This window comes from Bacillus sp. A01H (assembly GCF_045277205.1).
GTDB lineage: Bacteria > Bacillota > Bacilli > Bacillales > Bacillaceae_G > Bacillus_A > Bacillus_A paranthracis.
The window spans coordinates 2,114,985-2,135,878 of sequence record NZ_CP117702.1 but is presented as its reverse complement, the minus strand read 5'-3'; the positions used below and the strand labels follow the sequence as shown (position 1 = coordinate 2,135,878).

Annotated in this window: 29 protein-coding genes; 8 read left to right on the top strand and 21 right to left on the bottom strand. The window is 34.3% G+C overall.

Annotated features, from left to right (window positions below):
- Positions 1 to 8: 8 nt before the first annotated feature.
- Entirely contained in the window at positions 9 to 491 is a 483-nt protein-coding gene (gene bsaA / locus PSR14_RS11325) for a glutathione peroxidase (RefSeq protein ID WP_000219435.1), read from the bottom strand.
- 224 nt (positions 492 to 715) lie between these two features.
- On the opposite strand from bsaA, the gene PSR14_RS11320 reads away from it, so the two are divergent.
- The 3 genes from PSR14_RS11320 (at position 716) to PSR14_RS11310 (ending at position 2,514) form a co-directional block, all read left to right on the top strand.
- The gene (locus PSR14_RS11320) at positions 716 to 925 is read left to right on the top strand and encodes a DUF3925 family protein (RefSeq protein WP_000844978.1); all 210 of its coding nucleotides are present in this window, start codon (positions 716 to 718) and stop codon (positions 923 to 925) included.
- Between the two features lie 97 nt (positions 926 to 1,022).
- Entirely contained in the window at positions 1,023 to 1,994 is a 972-nt protein-coding gene (locus tag PSR14_RS11315; RefSeq protein ID WP_000754986.1) for an MBL fold metallo-hydrolase, read from the top strand.
- Positions 1,995 to 2,079: 85 nt separating this feature from the next.
- Entirely contained in the window at positions 2,080 to 2,514 is a 435-nt protein-coding gene (locus PSR14_RS11310; RefSeq protein ID WP_001174521.1) for a hypothetical protein, read from the top strand.
- Positions 2,515 to 2,571: 57 nt separating this feature from the next.
- Here PSR14_RS11310 and PSR14_RS11305 read toward each other — a convergent pair whose 3' ends face one another.
- Positions 2,572 to 3,249 carry a DUF3600 domain-containing protein gene (locus tag PSR14_RS11305; RefSeq protein ID WP_000050680.1) on the bottom strand — a complete coding sequence of 226 codons (678 nt, stop codon included), beginning with the start codon at positions 3,247 to 3,249 and terminating at the stop codon, positions 2,572 to 2,574.
- Entirely contained in the window at positions 3,246 to 3,824 is a 579-nt protein-coding gene (locus tag PSR14_RS11300) for a sigma-70 family RNA polymerase sigma factor (protein WP_000651119.1), read from the bottom strand. Before PSR14_RS11300 ends, PSR14_RS11305 begins: the two co-directional genes overlap by 4 nt.
- A 206-nt stretch (positions 3,825 to 4,030) precedes the next feature.
- On the opposite strand from PSR14_RS11300, the gene PSR14_RS11295 reads away from it, so the two are divergent.
- Positions 4,031 to 5,017, top strand: coding sequence for an NADPH:quinone oxidoreductase family protein (locus tag PSR14_RS11295; protein WP_000644145.1), 987 nt, complete (start codon positions 4,031 to 4,033; stop codon positions 5,015 to 5,017).
- 29 nt (positions 5,018 to 5,046) lie between these two features.
- The gene (locus tag PSR14_RS11290) at positions 5,047 to 5,685 is read left to right on the top strand and encodes a zinc dependent phospholipase C family protein (RefSeq protein ID WP_000535596.1); all 639 of its coding nucleotides are present in this window, start codon (positions 5,047 to 5,049) and stop codon (positions 5,683 to 5,685) included.
- A gap of 44 nt (positions 5,686 to 5,729) precedes the next feature.
- Here PSR14_RS11290 and PSR14_RS11285 read toward each other — a convergent pair whose 3' ends face one another.
- From PSR14_RS11285 to PSR14_RS11260, 6 genes are all read right to left on the bottom strand, one after another.
- Positions 5,730 to 6,113, bottom strand: coding sequence for a VOC family protein (locus PSR14_RS11285; protein ID WP_000581474.1), 384 nt, complete (start codon positions 6,111 to 6,113; stop codon positions 5,730 to 5,732).
- A 55-nt stretch (positions 6,114 to 6,168) separates the two neighbouring features.
- Positions 6,169 to 6,978 (bottom strand): sugar phosphate isomerase/epimerase, encoded by an 810-nt coding sequence (locus PSR14_RS11280; RefSeq protein WP_000375197.1) that lies wholly within the window; start codon positions 6,976 to 6,978, stop codon positions 6,169 to 6,171.
- 219 nt (positions 6,979 to 7,197) lie between these two features.
- Positions 7,198 to 8,367, bottom strand: coding sequence for a DEAD/DEAH box helicase (locus tag PSR14_RS11275; RefSeq protein WP_000588613.1), 1,170 nt, complete (start codon positions 8,365 to 8,367; stop codon positions 7,198 to 7,200).
- Positions 8,368 to 8,386: 19 nt separating this feature from the next.
- Positions 8,387 to 8,914, bottom strand: coding sequence for a hypothetical protein (locus PSR14_RS11270; RefSeq protein WP_113733316.1), 528 nt, complete (start codon positions 8,912 to 8,914; stop codon positions 8,387 to 8,389).
- 90 nt (positions 8,915 to 9,004) lie between these two features.
- On the bottom strand, positions 9,005 to 10,693 hold the full coding sequence (locus PSR14_RS11265) for a formate--tetrahydrofolate ligase (protein ID WP_012644371.1): 1,689 nt from the start codon (positions 10,691 to 10,693) through the stop codon (positions 9,005 to 9,007).
- Positions 10,694 to 10,756: 63 nt separating this feature from the next.
- Positions 10,757 to 11,467 (bottom strand): bifunctional 2-polyprenyl-6-hydroxyphenol methylase/3-demethylubiquinol 3-O-methyltransferase UbiG, encoded by a 711-nt coding sequence (locus PSR14_RS11260; protein ID WP_000160036.1) that lies wholly within the window; start codon positions 11,465 to 11,467, stop codon positions 10,757 to 10,759.
- Positions 11,468 to 11,672: 205 nt separating this feature from the next.
- Between PSR14_RS11260 and PSR14_RS11255 the strand changes: the two genes are divergently transcribed.
- Positions 11,673 to 12,011, top strand: a complete 339-nt coding sequence (locus PSR14_RS11255; protein WP_001253203.1) for a hypothetical protein — start codon at positions 11,673 to 11,675, stop codon at positions 12,009 to 12,011.
- Between the two features lie 29 nt (positions 12,012 to 12,040).
- Here the strand turns inward: PSR14_RS11255 and PSR14_RS11250 are convergent, their stop codons facing one another.
- The 4 genes from PSR14_RS11250 to ytfJ all read right to left on the bottom strand — a co-directional run bounded on the left by PSR14_RS11250 (position 12,041) and on the right by ytfJ (position 14,057).
- Entirely contained in the window at positions 12,041 to 12,253 is a 213-nt protein-coding gene (locus tag PSR14_RS11250) for a hypothetical protein (RefSeq protein ID WP_000711202.1), read from the bottom strand.
- A 69-nt stretch (positions 12,254 to 12,322) separates the two neighbouring features.
- Entirely contained in the window at positions 12,323 to 12,643 is a 321-nt protein-coding gene (locus PSR14_RS11245) for a hypothetical protein (RefSeq protein ID WP_000761177.1), read from the bottom strand.
- 51 nt (positions 12,644 to 12,694) lie between these two features.
- On the bottom strand, positions 12,695 to 13,471 hold the full coding sequence (locus PSR14_RS11240) for an oxalate:formate antiporter (protein ID WP_000014090.1): 777 nt from the start codon (positions 13,469 to 13,471) through the stop codon (positions 12,695 to 12,697).
- A gap of 160 nt (positions 13,472 to 13,631) precedes the next feature.
- Positions 13,632 to 14,057 carry a GerW family sporulation protein gene (gene ytfJ / locus PSR14_RS11235; RefSeq protein ID WP_000349987.1) on the bottom strand — a complete coding sequence of 142 codons (426 nt, stop codon included), beginning with the start codon at positions 14,055 to 14,057 and terminating at the stop codon, positions 13,632 to 13,634.
- A gap of 132 nt (positions 14,058 to 14,189) precedes the next feature.
- On the opposite strand from ytfJ, the gene PSR14_RS11230 reads away from it, so the two are divergent.
- Positions 14,190 to 14,975, top strand: a complete 786-nt coding sequence (locus tag PSR14_RS11230) for a GNAT family N-acetyltransferase (protein ID WP_074604006.1) — start codon at positions 14,190 to 14,192, stop codon at positions 14,973 to 14,975.
- Positions 14,976 to 15,003: 28 nt separating this feature from the next.
- Here the strand turns inward: PSR14_RS11230 and PSR14_RS11225 are convergent, their stop codons facing one another.
- From PSR14_RS11225 to PSR14_RS11200, 6 genes are read right to left on the bottom strand one after another with little or no spacing between them, the layout of a single operon-like run.
- Complete coding sequence (locus PSR14_RS11225) at positions 15,004 to 15,885, bottom strand: phosphotransferase family protein (RefSeq protein WP_098487113.1); 882 nt, start codon at positions 15,883 to 15,885, stop codon at positions 15,004 to 15,006.
- A gap of 31 nt (positions 15,886 to 15,916) precedes the next feature.
- Complete coding sequence (locus PSR14_RS11220) at positions 15,917 to 16,345, bottom strand: GNAT family N-acetyltransferase (RefSeq protein WP_000570284.1); 429 nt, start codon at positions 16,343 to 16,345, stop codon at positions 15,917 to 15,919.
- Positions 16,342 to 16,713, bottom strand: a complete 372-nt coding sequence (locus PSR14_RS11215) for a hypothetical protein (protein WP_000688092.1) — start codon at positions 16,711 to 16,713, stop codon at positions 16,342 to 16,344. Before PSR14_RS11215 ends, PSR14_RS11220 begins: the two co-directional genes overlap by 4 nt.
- 12 nt (positions 16,714 to 16,725) lie before the next feature.
- Entirely contained in the window at positions 16,726 to 17,211 is a 486-nt protein-coding gene (locus PSR14_RS11210) for a GNAT family N-acetyltransferase (RefSeq protein WP_000222822.1), read from the bottom strand.
- Positions 17,208 to 17,768, bottom strand: a complete 561-nt coding sequence (locus tag PSR14_RS11205) for a 2'-5' RNA ligase family protein (protein WP_000270870.1) — start codon at positions 17,766 to 17,768, stop codon at positions 17,208 to 17,210. Before PSR14_RS11205 ends, PSR14_RS11210 begins: the two co-directional genes overlap by 4 nt.
- A 6-nt stretch (positions 17,769 to 17,774) precedes the next feature.
- Positions 17,775 to 18,341 carry a GNAT family N-acetyltransferase gene (locus PSR14_RS11200; RefSeq protein WP_073540519.1) on the bottom strand — a complete coding sequence of 189 codons (567 nt, stop codon included), beginning with the start codon at positions 18,339 to 18,341 and terminating at the stop codon, positions 17,775 to 17,777.
- A 136-nt stretch (positions 18,342 to 18,477) separates the two neighbouring features.
- Between PSR14_RS11200 and PSR14_RS11195 the strand changes: the two genes are divergently transcribed.
- Positions 18,478 to 19,095 (top strand): DUF1648 domain-containing protein, encoded by a 618-nt coding sequence (locus tag PSR14_RS11195; RefSeq protein ID WP_001065180.1) that lies wholly within the window; start codon positions 18,478 to 18,480, stop codon positions 19,093 to 19,095.
- 29 nt (positions 19,096 to 19,124) lie between these two features.
- On the opposite strand, the gene PSR14_RS11190 is transcribed toward PSR14_RS11195, so the two are convergent.
- Together PSR14_RS11190 and PSR14_RS11185 are read right to left on the bottom strand one after the other, a co-directional pair.
- Positions 19,125 to 20,252 carry a metallophosphoesterase gene (locus PSR14_RS11190; protein WP_073540518.1) on the bottom strand — a complete coding sequence of 376 codons (1,128 nt, stop codon included), beginning with the start codon at positions 20,250 to 20,252 and terminating at the stop codon, positions 19,125 to 19,127.
- A gap of 147 nt (positions 20,253 to 20,399) precedes the next feature.
- Positions 20,400 to 20,822 (bottom strand): GNAT family N-acetyltransferase, encoded by a 423-nt coding sequence (locus tag PSR14_RS11185; RefSeq protein WP_001021919.1) that lies wholly within the window; start codon positions 20,820 to 20,822, stop codon positions 20,400 to 20,402.
- Between the last annotated feature and the right edge of the window lie 72 nt (positions 20,823 to 20,894).

Genomic DNA, 20,894 nt, shown 5'->3' with positions numbered 1-20,894 from the left:
ACTCCTAGTTATTCGCCAAGTACCTTCTCAATCTCAACCTCTAAATCCACCGGCTTCGTTTGCGGTGCAAAACGCCCTACTACTTTTCCGTCTTTTCCAATTAGAAATTTTGTAAAGTTCCATTTTACTGCTTTCATACCGAGTAAACCTGGTGCTTGTTCTGTCATGTATGTATACAGAGGATGAGCCTTATCACCTTTTACATCAATTTTTGCAAACATTGGGAAGTTTACACCGTAGTTTAATTCACAAAAACTAGTAATATCTGCTTCTGTTCCTGGTTCTTGCCCTCCGAATTGGTTACAAGGGAAACCGAGTATTTCTAGCCCTTGTTCTTTATATTTATCATATACTTCTTGTAATCCTTTATATTGCGGTGTAAACCCACATTTACTAGCTACATTTACAATAAGAAGTGCTTTTCCTTCGTAATCTTTTAACGATTTTTCTTCACCTGTAATTGTTTTAGCTGAAAAATCATAAACTGTCATTGTCCTTACCCCTCTCTTCACTATCATTCCATGTTTATACTATACTACATTCGTGAATTTACAGCTCTTATTACGTATTTCTCTCTACAATTGAAAGCGCTTTATTTCCGTTCGAAAATTCGACACAAATTACTAGACTTTTATGATGGAAAGTTTTACAATTGAATTGTGAACAAAATGTGACAGTTTATATTCTATTATTATAGAAAAGGATGGTGTTCAATATGAAAACTGCACAACATGAAACGATTTCAAATCGCGAGTTTTATTTCGTACTATATATGATGTTATTGTATGTGATTGGCTGGGTAATCGATGTAAATGGTTTATTTTTAAGCTCCTACTTTAATTTAGCGGGAGAGATTATGCTTCCATTAGTTGGCGGCATTGTTGGACTATTCGTTATGTCTATTAATAAACAACAAAGACAATAAGAACATTACAAAAAGGCAGAAGACGAAACTTTCGTTTTCTGCCTTTTTGTATTTTTAGCGTATAATAGTTACATACCGTATATAAGGAGTGGTAAAGATGAAAAAAGTAGAACAATTATCTTCTCACCTATATCTGATTGATGATTTTGATTTACAACATAATGAACGAACTGGTACGTACGTTTTATTAGGTGATGATATTACTTTAATTGAAACTTGTGCAGCCCCTTCTCTTCCGTATATTTTAGACGGCTTACAACAATTACATATTGATTTAAACGAAGTTAAAAACATTATCGTTACACATGTTCATTTAGATCACGCCGGTGCTGCTGGTTTAATGATGGAAAAATGTCCAAATGCTACTTTATATGTGCATTCTCGCGGTGCTCGTCATATGATTGACCCAACAAAACTCATTTTAGGTGCAAAAGCTGTGTACAAAGAAGATTTCGATAAACTTTTTGATCCAATTCTTCCAATTGAAGAAGAACGTGTTCATATTGTACAACATGGTGATACGTTACAAATTGCAGAAGACCGCATCCTTACATTTTATGATACACCGGGACATGCAAAGCACCATATTAGCATTCACGATTCATTAACAAACGGCATTTTTACTGGCGATACAATTGGAATTTATTATAGAGAACTCGCAGACCTTGGTGTAGAACTGTATTTACCATCAACGTCCCCTTCACAATTCCAACCAGATGCGATGATTGCTTCTAAAAATCATATTCAAAGTATGAATGTAGATACTATTTATTTCGGCCATTACGGCGCATCATCCAATGTTACAGAAGTATATAAGCAACTAGAACATTGGTTACCTATTTTCGTTCATACTGGTAAAGAGGTCTTTGAAAAATATAATGATTTCGATGAAGCTACTAAAGCTTTGCAAACTGTATTAATAGATAAGGTCTCTTCTCACCTTACAAAGTTAAACGTTCCATCAGATCATTCCGTTTATAACATTTTACATCTAGATATAGAAATTAGTGCGATGGGCATTATAGATTATTTCACGAAGCAAGAAAAAGCAAACACCACTATTAAATAACCGTAAAAGAAGAGATATACAACAGTAGTTATTGTATATCTCTTCTTTTTTTGAATATATTTTGAGTAAAGGATGGTGGAATATAATGCAAAAAGTGATGCTATACCTCTGCTTTACATTATTTATCGTCTTATTATTATTTATCGGAGTGAAAATTCAATTTTATTTAGATACAGACGCACAAGTAAACTTTAACGTTTATCCAAGATTATTCTACTTTACACTCTTCCCTCTTATAGTCGGCATTTTATTACGATTCCTTCAATCTACTAATCGTGAAACGAGTAAACAAAACTGGCGCTTTCAACCGGATAAATTTATCGCCATTACTGTGCCTACACTATTCATTTCCTTTTCTCCAGCTCTACTCTTTTCACCAGTTGGTGCATACCTACCTTATATAACTAATATTATTCTTATCAATACAACTTTTGTTACGATAATTAGTTTAATAGCTGGTTATTCCCTTTTAGATTGTTTTATACAAAAGGATCCTGCAAATATGAAAAAATATAATTGAATACTCTATTTTATTTCAATAAAAAGGCTCTAAGCGAAAGCTTTGAGCTTTTTTTAATTATCTCACCTTTTCGTCTACATACTCCATAATCTGCTCTGCTTTCATAAATCTTTCTTTATATGCCTCAGGTATTTCTTCTACTTTTATTGCACCAGTTGATTTTGTCTTCACTCGTACGATTTCATGTGTCATTAAAGCTTCCATATAGCGATCAAACTCTTCTTGCGTTAATACTTCCCTACTTGATTTATGACCATTTAATTTATCAAAGTATGGTTGAAGGCCCATACTTACCTTTTTCATTTCTTCTCTTTTTGCTGGCGATAATGCATCATAATCAATATTGCCGTTCGAATCTCCGTACGCAAGCTTTGCATTTGTTAATTTCTTTAGTTCTTTTGTAAACACTTCATATTCTTTTGTACCCATTTCATCTTTCGCTTCTGATAACTTTGCACTAAAACGCATGTACGCCTCTAATGTCATCGTTCCAGCATGTTTTTTTAAGTTTTCAAAAGACCCGTATATACCATCTGCCATAATAGATTGATATGCAAAACCAGTTGTTGGGATTAAAAACGCCGCTGCAAGTACTCCTGCGATAAGGCGTTTCTTCTTACTTCCCCCACGCTTCATTTTTATTTGAACGATTACTTTTTCTTTCAACTCCGGCGGCGCAACAATCCCCTTCGCTTCTTCTTGTATAGATTCTCGAACTCTACAATCTAAACTCATTTCACATTCCCTACCTCTCCTAAAAAGATTTCTTCTACTTGCTCTTTTTGACGTAGTTTCTTTAAAGCCGAATGAATTCTAGATTTCACAGTACCAATTGGAATATGTAATATTTCTGCTACTTCTTCTTGTGAGTAGTCGTGCAAGTACCTTAAAATAATAACTTGTTTCAATTTATACGGTAATTTATGAATAAGTTCGATTAGTTTTCGATTTGATATTTTACTTACAACATCGTTAGAAAAATCACTTTGTACCGGTTTTCTTTGCTCTTCTGCTTTTTTTATAATTCGTAGTCGCATCCATCTCTTTCTTCTATAAGAGTGAATTTGTTTAATTACAAGTCCAATTAGCCAAGGACGAAATGGCTTCTCGCTATCATACTTACGAAGCGATTCATATAGCTGTATGTATATTTCTTGAACGACATCATCTACATCCGCTTTATCATCTATTAAAAAATGTGCTGTCTTATATACTTCGTGAATCGTTACATCATATAATTCACTATACGCTTCTTTATTTCCTGATAAAGTTAATTGGATCAAATCTGTATACACTGTTTCATCCTTCATATACCACCCCTCCTTTGTCTTACACTTTATATTGGCAAGTAATCTATATTTCGTTCGATTTTTTCAAAAGTTTTTTATATGAATTAATATAATGATTCAATACGTTCATAAGCTTCACTTATAACCTTGCATAACTATTATATAATTTTCCAATTCCTGATAAAGATTTAAAATGATTTATATAGTCAAATTTAGGGGGATAAATAATGAAAGCTATCATTGTAACATCGTTCGGTGGTCCTGAAGTGATGAAATATACAGATGTGGATATGCCGGTTATTTCAGAAAATCAAGTTTTAATTCGCGTTGTTGCTACAAGTGTAAATTTCGCTGATATTAAATCACGTTATGGCAAAAAAGGAAATAAAGTACTACCTTTTATTCCAGGGATAGATGTCGCTGGTATAGTAGAACGTGTCGGCTCTCATGTGAAAAATATAAACCCTGGACAACGTGTCATTGCTTTTCCTCAAAATGGATCTTACGCAGAATACGTTGTTTCAAATGAAAATCTTACTTTCGTTTTACCTGATGAAGTCGACTTTCAAACTGCAGCAGCATGCCCTATCGTATCTTTCACAAGCTATAATTTACTCGCAAATGTAGCAAGGCTTCAACAAGGTGAATCAGTACTCATTCATGCGGCTGCTGGTGGAATTGGTACTACAGCTATTCAACTTGCAAAACTATTAGGGGCTGGAAAAGTTATCGGTACTGTCGGAAGTGAAGCAAAAAAAGAAATTCCTTTATATGCTGGAGCTGATTATGTAATTTGTCATCAGAATGAAGATTTTGTAGAGAAAGTCAATGAGCTGACAAACGGTGAAGGGGTTGATGTAATTTTAGATTCTATTTCTGGAACTGTTTCGGAAAGAAGTTTAAAATGTCTTGCTTATTACGGCCGCCTCGTTCATTTCGGTAATGCTAGTGGTGAAATTGGCAATTTTCAAACGAAAGATTTACATGCAAGTTGCCGCTCTATACTCGGTTTTAGCTTTGGAACTACACGAAAAAAACGTCCTGAACTACTCCAAGAAACTGCAAATGAAGTTTTCCGTTATTTGCGTGACGGACGTTTGCAAATCAAGGCTACGAAATCTTTTCCACTTCAAGATGCAGGGAAAGCACATGAATGGGTCGAAAGTAGAAAAAGTACAGGGAAAGTAATACTAACTGTTCAGTCCTCCTCCTGAAATGAATACTTGAAACCGAGGTGTCATTCATGGGATCACGAATTATGCATGCTATTATCGCTAACGGTATTGCCGAAAAACTATGTATTCAAGATAGAACTTCTTTCATACTCGGAGGTGTAGCCCCTGATGCGGTTCATTCAGCAGAAGAAAAAGGAACTTCACACTTTTACGCTGGCACAACGAAAAATTATACGAGAAGGATAGCTTTTAATTCTTTTTTTCAAAAATATAAAGCTCAAATGGATTCCCCTTTTCTCTTAGGCTATTACACTCACCTCATTGCTGATGATAATTGGCTAAGCGGCTTTTTTCTTCCTTGGTTAAAAAATAGAATAGAAAATGATGAAACGATCGCACCTATGTACTATAACGATTTTAAATTGTTAAATGCAAAATTGCTTCATCATTACGATAAAGAACAACAGCTCTTCTCGCTTCTCAATCAAGATGCTCACATTGTCGATATTGAAGAGGTTTCTAAAGAAAATGTTTTAGAATTTCGAAAATATCTTTTTGAAGATATGTTGTATCCAAAGCAACATTTGCATGAAGACTTACAGGTGTTTACGTTTAATCAAATTGTCGGTTATATGGAAACCGCTATTGAAAAAGGAACATTTTTTATTAAACAACTCTCTCATGATAAATTCATTTCAAAGATTTAATCCCCCTCAATATGTTTGAGGGGGATTTTCACATAACAATATTATTATCGGTTCTTTTCCATAACCGCAAAATAATTCCCTTCACTATCAGCAAAGTTAAATACTTTACCAGAAGGCATAGTTACCATTTCGCCAACAGTAACATTTTTATTTTTTAAATCTGCATATAATTGATCAAGATTTTCTGAGAAGAACATTAAAGACGGTGTACCAAGATTCAATTCTGGGCTCATCTTAGAGATAACTTCTTTATTATGTAATATAATGCTCGTTTCAGCACCGTTAGTTGGAGCGATTTCAATCCATCTCATTCCTTGTTTATTATCTTCCTCTGCAACTACATGAAATCCTACCTTTTCCGTCCAAAAATTTACTGCCTCATCTTGATTATTTACATATAACATAATTTGTCCTACTTTATGGATCATTGCATTTCCCCCTAATGGTTTTTATATTCTATGTAGCTTTCTACAAATACTATCGTTATTCCTTTTGAGTTGGTATGTACTTCTTTGCAAAATTTATCGACTGACTCATCCCATCCAGTTCATCAAAATAATCATTTCTTTCAATCATGTTATATCCATTGAATCCAATTTCATCTAATACCTTGAAGAATATATCGAAATCCACTTCACCATTTCCTACTGCTACTTCAATATACTTACTTGAACTATCGCTTTTCACTTTTGTACAATCTTTAATATGAGTTTGTACTATATAATCTTTTAATAGCAATAAACCTTCTACCGGATTTTCATTTACATCACTAATTAAATTTGCTGGGTCAAAGTTAACCGCTAATCCTTTTGAATTTATATTTTCTATAAATCGCTTTAACACTATCGCTTTTTCAGATCCTGTCTCAATAGCGAAAAATCCTCCAAATCTGAACGCTAAGTCTCCTATTTCATTACAAACACGTATCATTTTATCATAGTACTCACTATTTTCATCATCAGGGATTTTCCCAATATGGGCAGTTACTATGTTAGCTCCTAACCTTAACCCTTTATCAGTAATATATTTAAGACTCTCTATTGCACATCCAGCTTCAGTTCCTATCATTCCATTTTCTCCGAAGCTAATTGCTAATGACGGGACTTGAATCTCATTAAAAGATAAGTTTTCTTTTAATGTGTTCCATTGTACCTTTGAAATGTTAGCTAAGTTGAAAGTCGAATTCATAGCATATAATTGAATATATTCTAACCCCCATTCTCTCGCCTTCTTTATTCCTTCGTTTACTTCAATATGTTTCGTATTTAAAAACATTCCTAATTTCCTATCCATATGTGTACCTTCTTTTTATTATTTCGTATCAGTTTAATATTCGGCTTTTTTTATATTATTTCCTCGTATAAACGAAATAAATAAACTACCCTTTTTTTCGATACTCCCAGTAAAAGCATATATATGATAGGCACATAAAAAACACTAATACAATTCCCATTATCACTTGATTACAAATAAAAAAGACGTAACTACAAATAGTTACGCCTTCCACATTATTTATCTAGGCTTTTTCTTCCCAGTAAATGCTGGTTTCTTTTTCTTTGGTGCTTTCGGTTTTGTTTCTACAAATGATCCTTTGAACATTTCTTGCTTCGTAAATACGATACCTAGTTTTTTCGCAAATTGTAGTAATTTACGCTCTTCTTGCGGTGTTACAAGAGATACAACAGTTCCTTCTTTACCCATACGTCCAGTACGTCCTGAGCGGTGAATATATTGGTCTACTGTGTCTGGTAATTCCAAGTGAATTACATGTGTTAAATCGTCAATATCGATACCGCGTGCTGCAATATCAGTAGCAAGTAAAATTTCTAATTTTCCTCCGCGGAAAGCACGCATTGTCGCTTCACGCTCTTGTTTACTTGCTTCTGCATGAAGAGCCGCTGCTTTCATTTTACGGAATTTCAATTTCTCAGTAATTTCATCTAAACGGAATGGGTCGTTTAAGAAAGCAACTGCTTTTACATCGCCCATATGCATAATTCTTCTTACGTAATCATTTTTCTCGCGTCGCTCACAAATGATATACGTATGCTCAACTAAGCTTTTTGATTCTGCACGTGTTACACGTACTAATTGTGGTTCAACTGCTAAATCACGCGCCGCATCTTCTGCTGCTTTTGTCATTGTAGCCGAGAAGAATACTAATTGACGATCGCGCATCGTAGATTTAATTACATCTTGTACAGCGCCCATCATCTTTTGTTTTACAATTTGATCAAACTCATCAAATACAATTGTTTTCACTTCATGCATTTTTAGCTTTTTCATACGAATTAATTCTAAAATACGTCCTGGTGAACCGACAATCACTCTTGGGTGTTTCTTTAATTTTTCAACTTGGCGCTTAATATCTGCACCACCAATTAAAGATGCACCTGAGATCTCAGTTCCTGCTGTAAACTTTTGAACCTCTTCATGAATTTGCATGACAAGTTCACGTGTTGGTGCTAAAACAACAACTTGTGGCTGTTTTACTTCAGGATTAATTTTATGTAAAAGGGGTAATAAGTACGCTAATGTTTTTCCTGTTCCAGTTGGAGATTCAGCTATAACGTCTTGTCCTTCTAAAATAGTTGGAATCGCTTGTTTTTGAATTTCAGTTAACTCTTTAAAACCAGCCTTCTCCCAAGCTTGTTGTAAAAATGGTTGCATATCTTTTATCATTTGTTTTTCTCCTTTATCTCTATTTTTGAAGAAAATGTTGTATTGTTCGCACCGTTTCTATCATGTGTGAAATAACAGCTATTAAATCATCAACATGGTCTTCTGTAATCGCTTTTTGAAATAGAACCTCTACCTTATTATGATATGAAATCGCTTGCTTATTATATTCGTATGAAAGTTTTTGCGTAATCATTCTTTCTTTTCCCCATATAGAATGCATGAAAGTTTCAATTTCTTCGCACATTACTTCTGGTTTTTCTATCGAGAATGAAAATGCTAATTTCATTTCACAACCTGGTGTAAATTGTGGTACTTCTAATATTTCACCAGACAAGTTCTTTGCATCTACAGATAGTGAAAATGTTGCTTCTACTAACGGTTCGAATGGTTCTGTTAATTGAAATGAAATATGATATATACGACTTAATGAAGCAAGGTCCATCATATCTTTTCGATCAGTTACAAGAATATCTCCATGTAAATCAAAATCATAAACAGCGCCTTCTACGATTACTTTTAAATTATCAAAAGCAGTTGGATCAAACATAATTTCCTCCAAAAAACAGGCGCCTTTCGATGGAAAGGCGCCACTTGATGTATATATAGTTTACAGATAAACGAGATGAATTACAACCTTTTAGAATAAACCTACTGCTTTTCCATCTTCATTTACATCCATTTGTAGTGCTGCTGGTTGTTTTGGAAGGCCTGGCATTGTTAACATTGTTCCTGTTAACGCAACGATAAAGCCTGCACCAATGGATGGTTTTAGCTCACGAATTGTAACGATAAAGTCAGATGGACGACCTAATTTCGTTGCATCGTCAGAAAGAGAGTATTGTGTTTTCGCCATACAAATTGGTAGGTTACTCCAACCTTCGCCTTCATATTGAGCTAATTGCTTACGTGCTTTCGGAGCAAATTCAATATCTTTTGCGCCGTACACTTTTTGAGCAATTGTACGAATTTTCTCTTCTAATGGTAATTCTAATTCATAAAGTGGTGCGTAGTTGTTTTCACCTTTTTCAATTTCTTTTAACACTTTTTCAGCAAGGTCAACTCCGCCTTGGCCACCTTTCTCCCAAACTTCTGTTAAGGATACCGCATAGCCACGCTCATTACACCATTCTTGTAAGTATGCAACTTCTGCATCTGTATCTGTAATGAATTTATTAATTGCAATTACGAAAGGCACACCGAAGCTTTGAATTGTTTCAACATGCTTCTGTAAGTTCTCCATACCTTTTGCTAATGCATCTACATTTTCTTCTTTTAATTGATCTTTTGCTACGCCACCATGCATTTTAAGCGCACGAATCGTCGCAACAATAACAACTGCTTCTGGTTTAATGCCAGCTGCACGAGCTTTAATATCTAAAAACTTCTCAGCACCTAAATCTGCACCAAATCCAGCTTCTGTAATAACATAATCACCTAATTTTGCTGCCATTGTAGTAGCGATAACACTGTTACAACCGTGAGCGATATTCGCAAATGGTCCGCCGTGAATGATAGCTGGTGTATTTTCTAACGTTTGCACTAAGTTTGGCTTTAATGCATCTTTTAATAATAATGTTAACGCACCTTCTACCCCTAAATCTTTAACCGTTACAGGTTGATTTGCAAAATTATAAGCAACTACGATGCGTGATAGACGTGCTTTTAAATCTTGAATATCTGTTGCAAGGCAGAATACGGCCATAATTTCAGATGCTACTGTAATATCAAAACCGTCTTCACGTGGTACACCTTGAACCGGTCCACCAAGACCAATTACTACGTTACGAAGGGCACGATCATTTAAGTCAACACAACGTTTCCAAACGATTTTACGCGTATCAATTCCAAGTGTATTTCCTTGTTGGATATGATTATCAATAAACGCCGCTAACGCGTTATTAGCAGTTGTGATCGCATGGATATCTCCAGTAAAGTGAAGGTTAATGTCTTCCATTGGTACAACCTGTGAAAAACCACCACCTGCTGCTCCGCCTTTTAGCCCCATCGTTGGTCCAAGAGATGGTTCGCGAAGTGCAATTACTGTTTTCTTACCAATTTTATTAAAAGCTTGACCTAAACCAACTGTTACTGTTGATTTACCTTCTCCAGCTGGAGTTGGGTTAATCGCTGTTACTAAAACAACTTTACCGTCTTTCTCATTCTGTAAGCGCTTAAAAATATCAAGAGATAACTTACCTTTATAATGACCGTATGGCTCTAATTCATCTTCTAAAATATTTAATTCAGCTGCAATTTCTTGAATCTTCTTCATACTTGCTTCTTGTGCGATTTCAATGTCGGATTTAACTGTTGTAGTAGTTGTCATATACCCTAGTCCCCCTTTAATTGGTTCTGATGATATTGTATCAGTTTTTTGTATTTTCTGCACTTATTTACCTCCTAAAAATTCTTTCATTTCTTTATGCTTTTTTAACATAAATACCCATAAGAATGTTAACGATTGTTGTAACTCTATAGGAAGTTGACCTAACATCTTCTCATTTACTCCGCGCTTATATACACCGATTCCATCTACAACTTTAAAACCTTGTTCTTTTGCTAACTGTTCAAATTCCCAGGGCATCATCGTATTACAAACAACGTCTTTGCCGTATAAACGAGGATAACTGTTCTCGCGCGGCTTTGCTGTCGGTCCTAAAATTGCAATACATGCATATCCATCCCTTTTTAGAACACGCTTTATCTCATTTAATGCTCGTAATGGCTCCTCGGTCCATTCTAAAGAATTAATTGCCATAATTGCTTCAAATTGTTCATTTTCGAACGGTAAGGAAGAAAGATCTCCTTTTATAAAGGATAAATCCGGTCCCTCTCCGCGCTCCTTACCTTTTTGAATCATCACTTCTGATAAATCTACTCCAACTGCTTTATAGCCCGCGCGACTTAATTTATATGTACCGTATCCATCTCCACAACCAACGTCAAGCACCTTGGCTTCTTTCTTCACATATTGTTCAAAAAATGGAATAATCGTACTCCTACTCCCACTATCCCACATCTCCTGACTATTTTGATTCCAAAACTCTGCACTACTATCCCATTTCTTCTCTGCTGATTCATGCCAATTAAATTTCGTCATACATTCCCCTACCTTCACGCTTTATCACTCATTTCATTCTACATCATTTTCCAAAATTCCTGTTTTATCTTCATTAGGAAATGTACATGCTAATAAAGGAATCTTTATTCTCCAATTTTTGCTTTACTTGGGTTTAACTCATACTCATGTTCTTCTCTTTATGAAAGATAATATAAGTACACCCAATTGAAAGAGAGGGATGTACATGCGAAGAAAGAGAAATCATCATTTTAAAAGTGGTGAAAAAAACGAAGAGTATGCAGCTGAAATATCACCAGCTGGCATTCCAATTAGACATAAACGTAAAGAAATTTCAAATGAAATAGAAGGTACAAATACCGGTGCAATGATAGGCTATGTCGCTTTATTTCTTTCGCTTTTCTCCATTGCATTTTATCCAGTTACACTCGGTTCTCTTGCGATTTTAGTTGGCTTATTAGCTGTCAATTTTGGAGCAAGAACACTTGGATATACCGCAATTGGTTTTGGTAGTTTTTCTGTTTTATTTACTTTACTTTATCCGCTTGCTTTGTCAGCGTTTTAAAAAAACACACCAAGTTATACTTGGTGTGTTCATTCATGATACAACATAATATGACCGCATCCACAACAATGCTTCGCTGTAATTTCTTGAAACACTGGATAATTTTCTTCATCCCGATGCTCAATAAATACCTTTTCAAATCGATACATATTTGGCGCATATGCCCAATCTTGTTTCGTACGTGCGTATAATGTAGAAGAGAAAAACTCCTCACCGCCACAAACAATACATTCCTTCTTCATCAATATCCCTCCTATGCTTGTCTTACTTCATCTATATGAACATAAGCATAAAAAAAAGACCTTCTATTACTAGAAAGTCTTCTCTGAAACAAAAAGAAATGTACCAAACATTCCTACCCCGCTATATTCTTTTGTAACATCAGCTTCTGTTTTAAATGTTTGCTTTACAGTCATAAAGAATACACCATTTCGTGCATCTGTACTTTCAAATTTTAGTTTTTCTTTTTTACCATCTACATTTTGTGTGCATTCAAAACTACCCTCGTCACATTTCAATGCATACTTATCTTCTAGATACAATTTAAAATCTGATTCTTTCGGACAAGTGATAAGTAAAATTGCCACAAGAATAATACTTACAATACCCACAATTGTATAATATTTCTTCATTTGTACTCCTTTCAAAAGACAAGAAAACTTGACTGCATGCGCCAAGTTTTCTTAGTCCACAACCCATTGCCACTCTTGTTCTTTCTTATCAAAAATAAGCCAACCAGTCTCTGTTGCTTCTTCTTTCAATTCATCGATATTATCTAGTACCTCATCCGTACTTTCATACGAACCGACTACATAAACTGGAATTTCAAGACCCCTTCTTGACTCAATTTTCCCTGCCAGATCAATATAAAGACCATCTTCCATTAATGGAATAAGCCCCATAATCACTTCTTTTGAAATTGCTGGGAAAATTTTTGATTTTTGGAAGAAAGAAAAACGTTTCTTACCGAAAGCACCGAGTTTATAAGGAATAACTTTACTTAACATTCCTACAAAATCAGCAATTCTACGATAATACACTTTGTTGTACCATCCGTCATCATGTGAAAAATAAACAAATCTATTTTTCAATAACGGAAAGAACGTTCTTGCAAGTGGTTCTTTTTTGTGAGCCAAATATAAAAGCTCTGCAATTTCTTTTGGCTCTAGTTCATCTAAATCGCTTGCATCATCAAAATCTACCCAACAAAATTCATCAAATTCATCAATCTCTGCTTGAATTAACTTATGTATATTTTCTTCCTCAACATATTCAAATAAAGTATGATAATGAAAATCTGTCCATTCAAAATTATGCTTTAAAAGCAACACTTGATGAAGCGGTGAAGGGATGTTACTTGCAAACTCTTTAAACGTAATTCCTGATGTAATAAAACAATGACCTCGACGATTACCATTAATATATATCATATTCTTTACTTGGTCAGATCCTCCAGACAAAGCACCTAGCCACCTTCGTTTTATATGTTTCAATTCTATAGCATATTTTAACATGAAAAATTTTAGAAACATAGAAAAAACTTCAAAAACTATTTACAATTTCATGTGTTTTATTACATAGTGATTACAAGAAAAAACACCTGCTTGTAAGCAGGCGTTTTTAAAGGATTTCATCTGGGTTTTGAGGATGATGATTTCCCTCTTTCTTTTCATCTTTTTGGAACATCGATTGAATTTTATCAATTGTTTGTGGAGCTAATTCAATCATTTTCTCTGCTAAATGTGTCGCATTTTGCAAATGAAGAATATTTACTCCATCTTTATTCACCACAAGAAATGCTACTGGTGTAATAGAAACACCACCCGCGCTACCGCCACCAAATGCAGGGTTACCGTTCGCTCTTTGTCCATCATTCGTTTGGAAATCAGAACCTCCTGCTCCAAAACCGAACGCTACTTTAGAAACCGTTAACACTACACCACCGTCAGCCGTTTGAACAGGCTCTCCAACAATCGTATTTACATCGACCATTTCTTTTAAATTTTCCATTGCCGCTTTCATTAATCCTTGAATTGGATGATCCACCGTTCATAACCTCCTTTGTCATATCTTTCCTAGTTTTTCCGAAAGTTTGTGAACTAAACATAAAATTTTATATTGATTTCAAAAAACTTAAGTTGTAATATTTAGAAAAATAAAAAAAGAGGTCGATTCGTTATGATGCGAAAATTAACAAAGAAAGATCATGAACAAGTATTCGCTTACCTAAAAGAAGAAGCAGCCCTTAACTTGTTTATTATTGGAGATATTGAAGCTTTCGGTTATGACACAGATTTTCAAGAATTATGGGGCGTATTTAAAGAGAATGGAACATTAAAATCAATTCTACTCCGATTCCACGATTCATTTATACCCTATAGTAAAGAAGAACTTGTTACCACTGATTATGAGACAATTCTTTCCGCATATAAGCCGCTTAAACTCTCTGGTAAGTCAACTATTGTAGAAAGATTTGAAACTGCTTCCAGTCTACAATTAGGCTCCAAAAATGAAATGTATTTTTGCGAATGTATAGATGCCGACAACTTGCCTAATACGCCTGTCCAAGAAACAATTAAACTTGCCACACTAGATGATGTCGAGCGAATTATGCAATTAAGAAGTAGCATCGATGAATTCCCGACTGCTCATGAATCAGAAAAAATTTTAAGGCAAGCTCTCGAAACAAATACAGGACGTACATATTATATTGAAAAAGACGGTGCAATCATCGCATCCGCCTCTACTTCCGCTGAAAATTCATTATCTGCAATGGTTGTTGGCGTATGTACACACCCGAATTACCGCGGAAATGGATTTGCTTCACTCATATTACAAAAAATGATTCAAGACTTTACGAAAGAAAGCCGAACACTTTGCCTGTTTTATAACAATCCAACTGCTGGACGAATTTATAAACGACTAGGGTTTAAAGACATTGGGATGTGGACGATGTATCGATAATAATAAAAAGCCGATTTAAAATCGGCTTTTATACATATTGTGCTATTCCAGCTTCAAAAGCTTTCTTATCATTATTTAGTACGCCAAATAATGCTTCTTGAAGCGCAAATGTACTCTTATAAAAATACATTCGCTCCTTTACTGCTTCTAAATTAGGATAATAGGCTTCAAATAGTTGTAAAAACTCTTCTCCATAACTAGCTAATATGCCAGCAAAATCATAAGCTGGATCTCCAATGCTCGCCCCACCAAAATCTATGACCCCTGAAATATTCTTTTTTGTTGCACTATATAAAATGTTTGTCATGCCAAAGTCCCCATGAACAAGACTAGGAGTAAAGTTAAAATGACTACTTTCATTTAAATATAACTCAAACGATGTTGAGACCTCTTTTCTCGCTACATTTCTCATGAATGGATAAACATGTTCTTTTAATTGGCTATATAAACTATTTATTTCTGAATACATATCAGTACTATCACATTGCATAATACCTTCGAATGTAGATAACGGAATTTCATGCAACTCTTTTAAAAATCTCGCCAATGTGTACGCAAGTTTCTGTAATTGCTTTTCATCATTTATTTCTGTAAAAACATTTTCCCAAAACGGGTCTCCTTCAATCATCTCATAACCTGCAAATACTTTCCCTGGTACTTCATTTTGAAACCCTTGATAACTTGGATTGGGAATTTGAAGCGTAATGAAGGGTCTTATTTTCTCTAGTAACTGTGTTTCTATTCGAAGTTTCTGAATACCTTTTTCATATTTCTGAAACCGGAATACTATATTATCATTTACAATTAACACATCATTATTTTGACCTATTTCATTTATATAAACAGAATTTATTTGCAATTCAGGATACAACCTTTGTAAATACGCAACATACTCATTTTCTTTTCTCATTCTTTCTCTTCTCCCGTTCAAACTATTATTCTCACTTCAAAGTCATAATGACCTGTCTTTCAACAAAACCAAACTGTTCGTACATCTCTTTTGCAAAATTTCCAGCAAATACATTCAAACGAATTTCTGAATAATTCTTTTGTAATTCCTTAATACCAGCCTCCATTAACTTTCTTGACAATTCTTTCCCGCGGTACTCTGGAAAAACATACAATTCGTATATAAACCCTAGTTTTTCATGAGAAAAATAGTCCGTATTTTCCCCTATTAATATCCAACCCATTACAACGTTTTCTTCTTTAACGACTAAATAATACGCTCCCTTTTCTACAATCGGCCTTGTAATTTCAATCGCTTTCTCTGTATTTAAACGACAATTTCCCCTCGTACCTTCAAAAAGCGATTGAGCTGCATATTGTATTATTTCGTCCGTTTCTTCCCGATTTGCCTTTTCTATCATTTTTTACAACTCTCCTCTTTAATAGGCATTAATATCGCTCGTTCAAGATCCTCCGCTTCCATAACAATTGCCATCAATCCCTTTTCTGTACTTGTCTCATGAAGCTCCCCCTTTTCCCAAAACACAGCTTGTCCCGCTTCCACCTTCACTTTTTCTTTATTTGCCCCGCATACATATCCTTCTCCGTCCACAATAAGAAGCAGTTGCGATACAACTGCTTCATGATATCCAATTATTCCATTCTCTTTTAAATGCATAGCACCGATATGTATATTCCCTTGATGGTTTACTATTTTCGACATTATGAAATTAGATTGAAATGCTGTAATTTGCTTTCCTACTTTTTCACTAAAATCAAAGATTTTCACTTCTAGTCCTCCTTATATGTATAAAACCATCCTTACTGTCTGCATCATATGTCCTTCAAAATCTTCTTCAAATTCTTCTAATTGTGCAAAACCTTTCGCTTCATAAAAACGTTTTCCTTTTTCATTCGCTGCTTCTACATGAATGTATAGTTTCCGAATTCCTTTTAATACTGTTAACCCTTTTTGTAATAAAGCACTTCCTATCCCTTTCCCTTGTTGATCTGGTAACAAATAAATTGCTCCTAATTCTGCTTCGTTTTGCAGTCTAACAGGTGAAAAATTTGCAAAGCCAATGACTTCTCCCTCTTCTTCTGCAACGAATAAATGTGTATTCTCAAGACGATATTTCATTTTTTCATCAGAATAAGCCTCGTCTAAAAAACTGTCTTGAATCTCTCTCGGAATAATGCCTTCGTATGTATCATGCCAAGCTATTTTCGCTACTGATTGTACAGCATGAATATCTTCCTGCTTCATTTCTCTAATTACATATGTCATCTCGATGTCTCCATTCTCTTTAAATTATATTCTGCTAATATACGAGAAGAAATGGCAGAACCATTTTCATAATTCACCTTTATTAATTTTAATTTCTCAATTGAAGCTGTTGCATGATCAAATTTTTCATAAATATATTCCATTACGCTTAAAAACTGATTTGTATGTAATCTATTTGCAATCGTACAATGCGGAACCCACTTTCCCGGTACGTAATATGAATTTGGGTTGTCATGAAAATTGTTAAAATAATCATGATAAGAATGATGAAATTTTAACAATGCATCAGTAACAGTCGGTGCTAGAAAGACCGTTCCGTTAGTAGGAAAAGTTCCAATAGAAGGAAAAGTTACTGGATCCATATTTTCTTGAATAGCTACAAACTCCCCTAATTTCTCCTTATACAAATGAACATTTAACTCATTATAATCAGCTAACATAATATGAGGTTCTGCTCCGGCTAATTGATTTGTGCCAATAATATTTGTTAATTCATTTTGCAATTCTGTAATTTTATTAGTAAATACACGATCAAATGTAGCAATAATAGCGTACATATCCCTTCACCCCTTTGTTACACATAGCGCTTCCCATTCTTCACGAATCATTCCCATTCGAATAGAGTCATAGTACGTTCCGTTATAATAACGGCATTTTCGCATTCTACCTTCTAAGCTCATTCCTATTTTCTCCGCTACTTTCATCATACGTTCATTACCAGACCAAGTCGTGAGCCCTACTCTACCAATCTCCATCTTTTCAAATAGTAAATCCCGATATAACGTTAACGCTTCTGTACCGTAACCGCCATTCCAGTAAGCCGGATTATAAATGACAATTCCCATCTCCAACCAACGCGTCGGTTTATACTCCCAATAAAATCCGACCGTCCCTATAACTTGACCGTTATGTTCTATAATTAAATTGTATAGCGGTTCTTCTTTTAAACGAGTTTGCATCTTTTCCTTATAGGCTGAGTATTCTTGCATCGAAAACGGAAAATACGGTGCATCCCATTTTTTCCATTCTGGATTTTCTTCTTTAAACACGAGATTCCATAATGTTTTTATATCTGATTCTTCAATTGTACGAATTGTTACTCTATCCCCTTTTATGATTACGCTTTTCATAATTTCCTCCTACACTCCTCTTTATTTCATATATAATTATAATGTTTTTTCTGAAAAATCAAAACAGATATCGTTTATTATATTGTATAATTTTGTTATAAGATACCAATTATTCATGTAGAAAGCTGGTGATTCAATGAATAATCGATTTAGTATTACTTTATTTCTCACTATTGTTACGGCAAATATTATTCTCTATTTCTTCTTACCATCAAATATTGTTACGAAATGGGACTTCAATGGAACGCCTACATCAACAATGGATAAAGCTACTTTTGTTATCGTAAATATAATTATATGTTCTTTCGTATTCTTTTTATTTTTAGCTTTATCTAAAGCAGCGAGTAATCAGAAATTTCTCCTTTGGATCGGCAATACTATTTTACTATTCTTATTTTTTGTCGATATTGTCATTGCCCTTATCGCTCTTGGCTTTTCACTTCCTCTTGATCATTTTATATTTTTAGGATTAGGGCTTTTATTTATATTAATAGGTTATTTCAGTTCCAAAATTGATACGACTGAATCAACTGTTTCATTGGAATGGAATGATAAGCACCTCGAAAAAAGAGCTTCAAATATTTGTAGTATTTCAATGATAATAGCAGGTATTTTACTAGCGGGGCTTCCATTTATCGTTTCTACTCCTTATAGAGGTTATGCTATACTAACAATTATTTTAGGAATGACGCTTGTCATTTTACCGAGTACGATTTATTTACTTATTAAAGATAGCAAGCAATCTACTTCTTAAAAAAAATAGGAGGTTACATCCCTCCTATTTCAGCTAAATATTTTCTTTTTCGTCTTTTCTATCTCAACTAAAATCCCTTTCTCTATCCAGCCTTCTACTCCATCTTTTTTAATTAAATCATATCCTGAGCAGCTACCATTAATGAGAGAAACAATATCCCCTTTTTTTACGCTTATTTGCGCACAAGATATATCCGTTTTCACTGTGTATTCACCTGAATCAAGTTGCTTAATATATTCATCTTTCACATAAAGTAATGTATTCGTTTCCCTTTGCCTGCATATTGTGTAATCTTGCTTCTTCTCCATAGGCTCTATGTAATAATGTGGATAGGTAACCCCGCCCTGCATTGTTGCATCGGCATGAAAATCTGCTATTACTTCATATTCTGGAAAATAGTCTACATATGTATAAGAAAACTTATCACTTGCACTTGTCCTCTGAATGATAAATGCATTTAATTGTCCTGCCTCTTTAATCGTATTTCCACCGTCAATTGCAATAATCTTTTTTCCCTTATCAATAACAGGATTGTTAGATGGTGCCTTCTCTGAATAGTTTACAACAGGCCAATGACCGACAACTACATACTTATTTGCTTTATGTGATTGATTGAAAAACTCCGGTATTGCTATCGCATTTTTTCGTTCTGTCTCTTTCCAATCTTCTCTATCTTCAAGGCCAGCATGTACAAAGATATAATCCTCCGTTTCAATCGCTGTTGGTAATTCTGTTAGCCACTTTATTTCTTTTGAGAAATGGCTCATTAATTTTGTTTTCAATTCACGGATATCACTTTCTTTATGAACGTTAATATTCAATTGCGCTAGCCATTCATTAAAAATTGTATTTTTTCGCGTACACAAATAATTTATTAAAGCAGGATTTTCATTTACAAGTGCTTCAACTACAACTTCACAATTCCCTTCTATTACATACACATTTGGCTTACTAACTACTAGATCCATCACATAGTTTACGACGCCAATACTATTTCTTCCTTTCTCACAAAGATCGCCATTAATAATTAAATAATCTTCATCTTGAAAATTAACTTTATGTAGTAGTTCCTTAAAAAGGTCTAATTCTCCATGAATATCAGAAATAATGATGACTCTTACATCATTTGGTATAGATAATTTCTTTATTTTTTCCAAGTATAAACGCCCCTAACATTCTCTAAATTCAAGATTCCATTTTAAATTTCTAATATTCGACAAATCATATCGCTAGACCTGTCCCTAGCTCAAATCTGAAAAAGAAAATAGGTTCCATATATTTTTACACACGGAACCTACTTAGTATTATAACTCTTTATAAAAAGAATAGCTTACCTTATTAAAGCCCTCTCTTTCATAAAAACGATGTGCATCAATTCTTGGAAATGCAGATGTAAGTACGATAGAACTGCACCCTTCTTCTTTCCCCCATTTTTCTACATATGACAGCAGAACATTACCATACCCTTTTGATCTATGAGCTTCCGCGGTTACAAGGTCATATACATAAACATGTTTCTCATTATAAAAATTCGTACAAATTGCTACACCAGCTAGACTAACAACTTCATTCTCTTCGTTACGCAGCGAAAATAGTTTATAATTTTCTTCTTTCATTTTTTGAAATAAAGAACTTGCTTCTTCTCTTGAAAGTTTTGTTCGTAATTGCTGTAATACGGGAAATACTTCATGTAAATCAGCTTCTGTTACTACTTCTTTAATATTCATTATGATTCTCCCCTTACTATTTATAAAATTTTCTAAATGTTATATCATCATTATAGAAAGTAACTGCCCTTA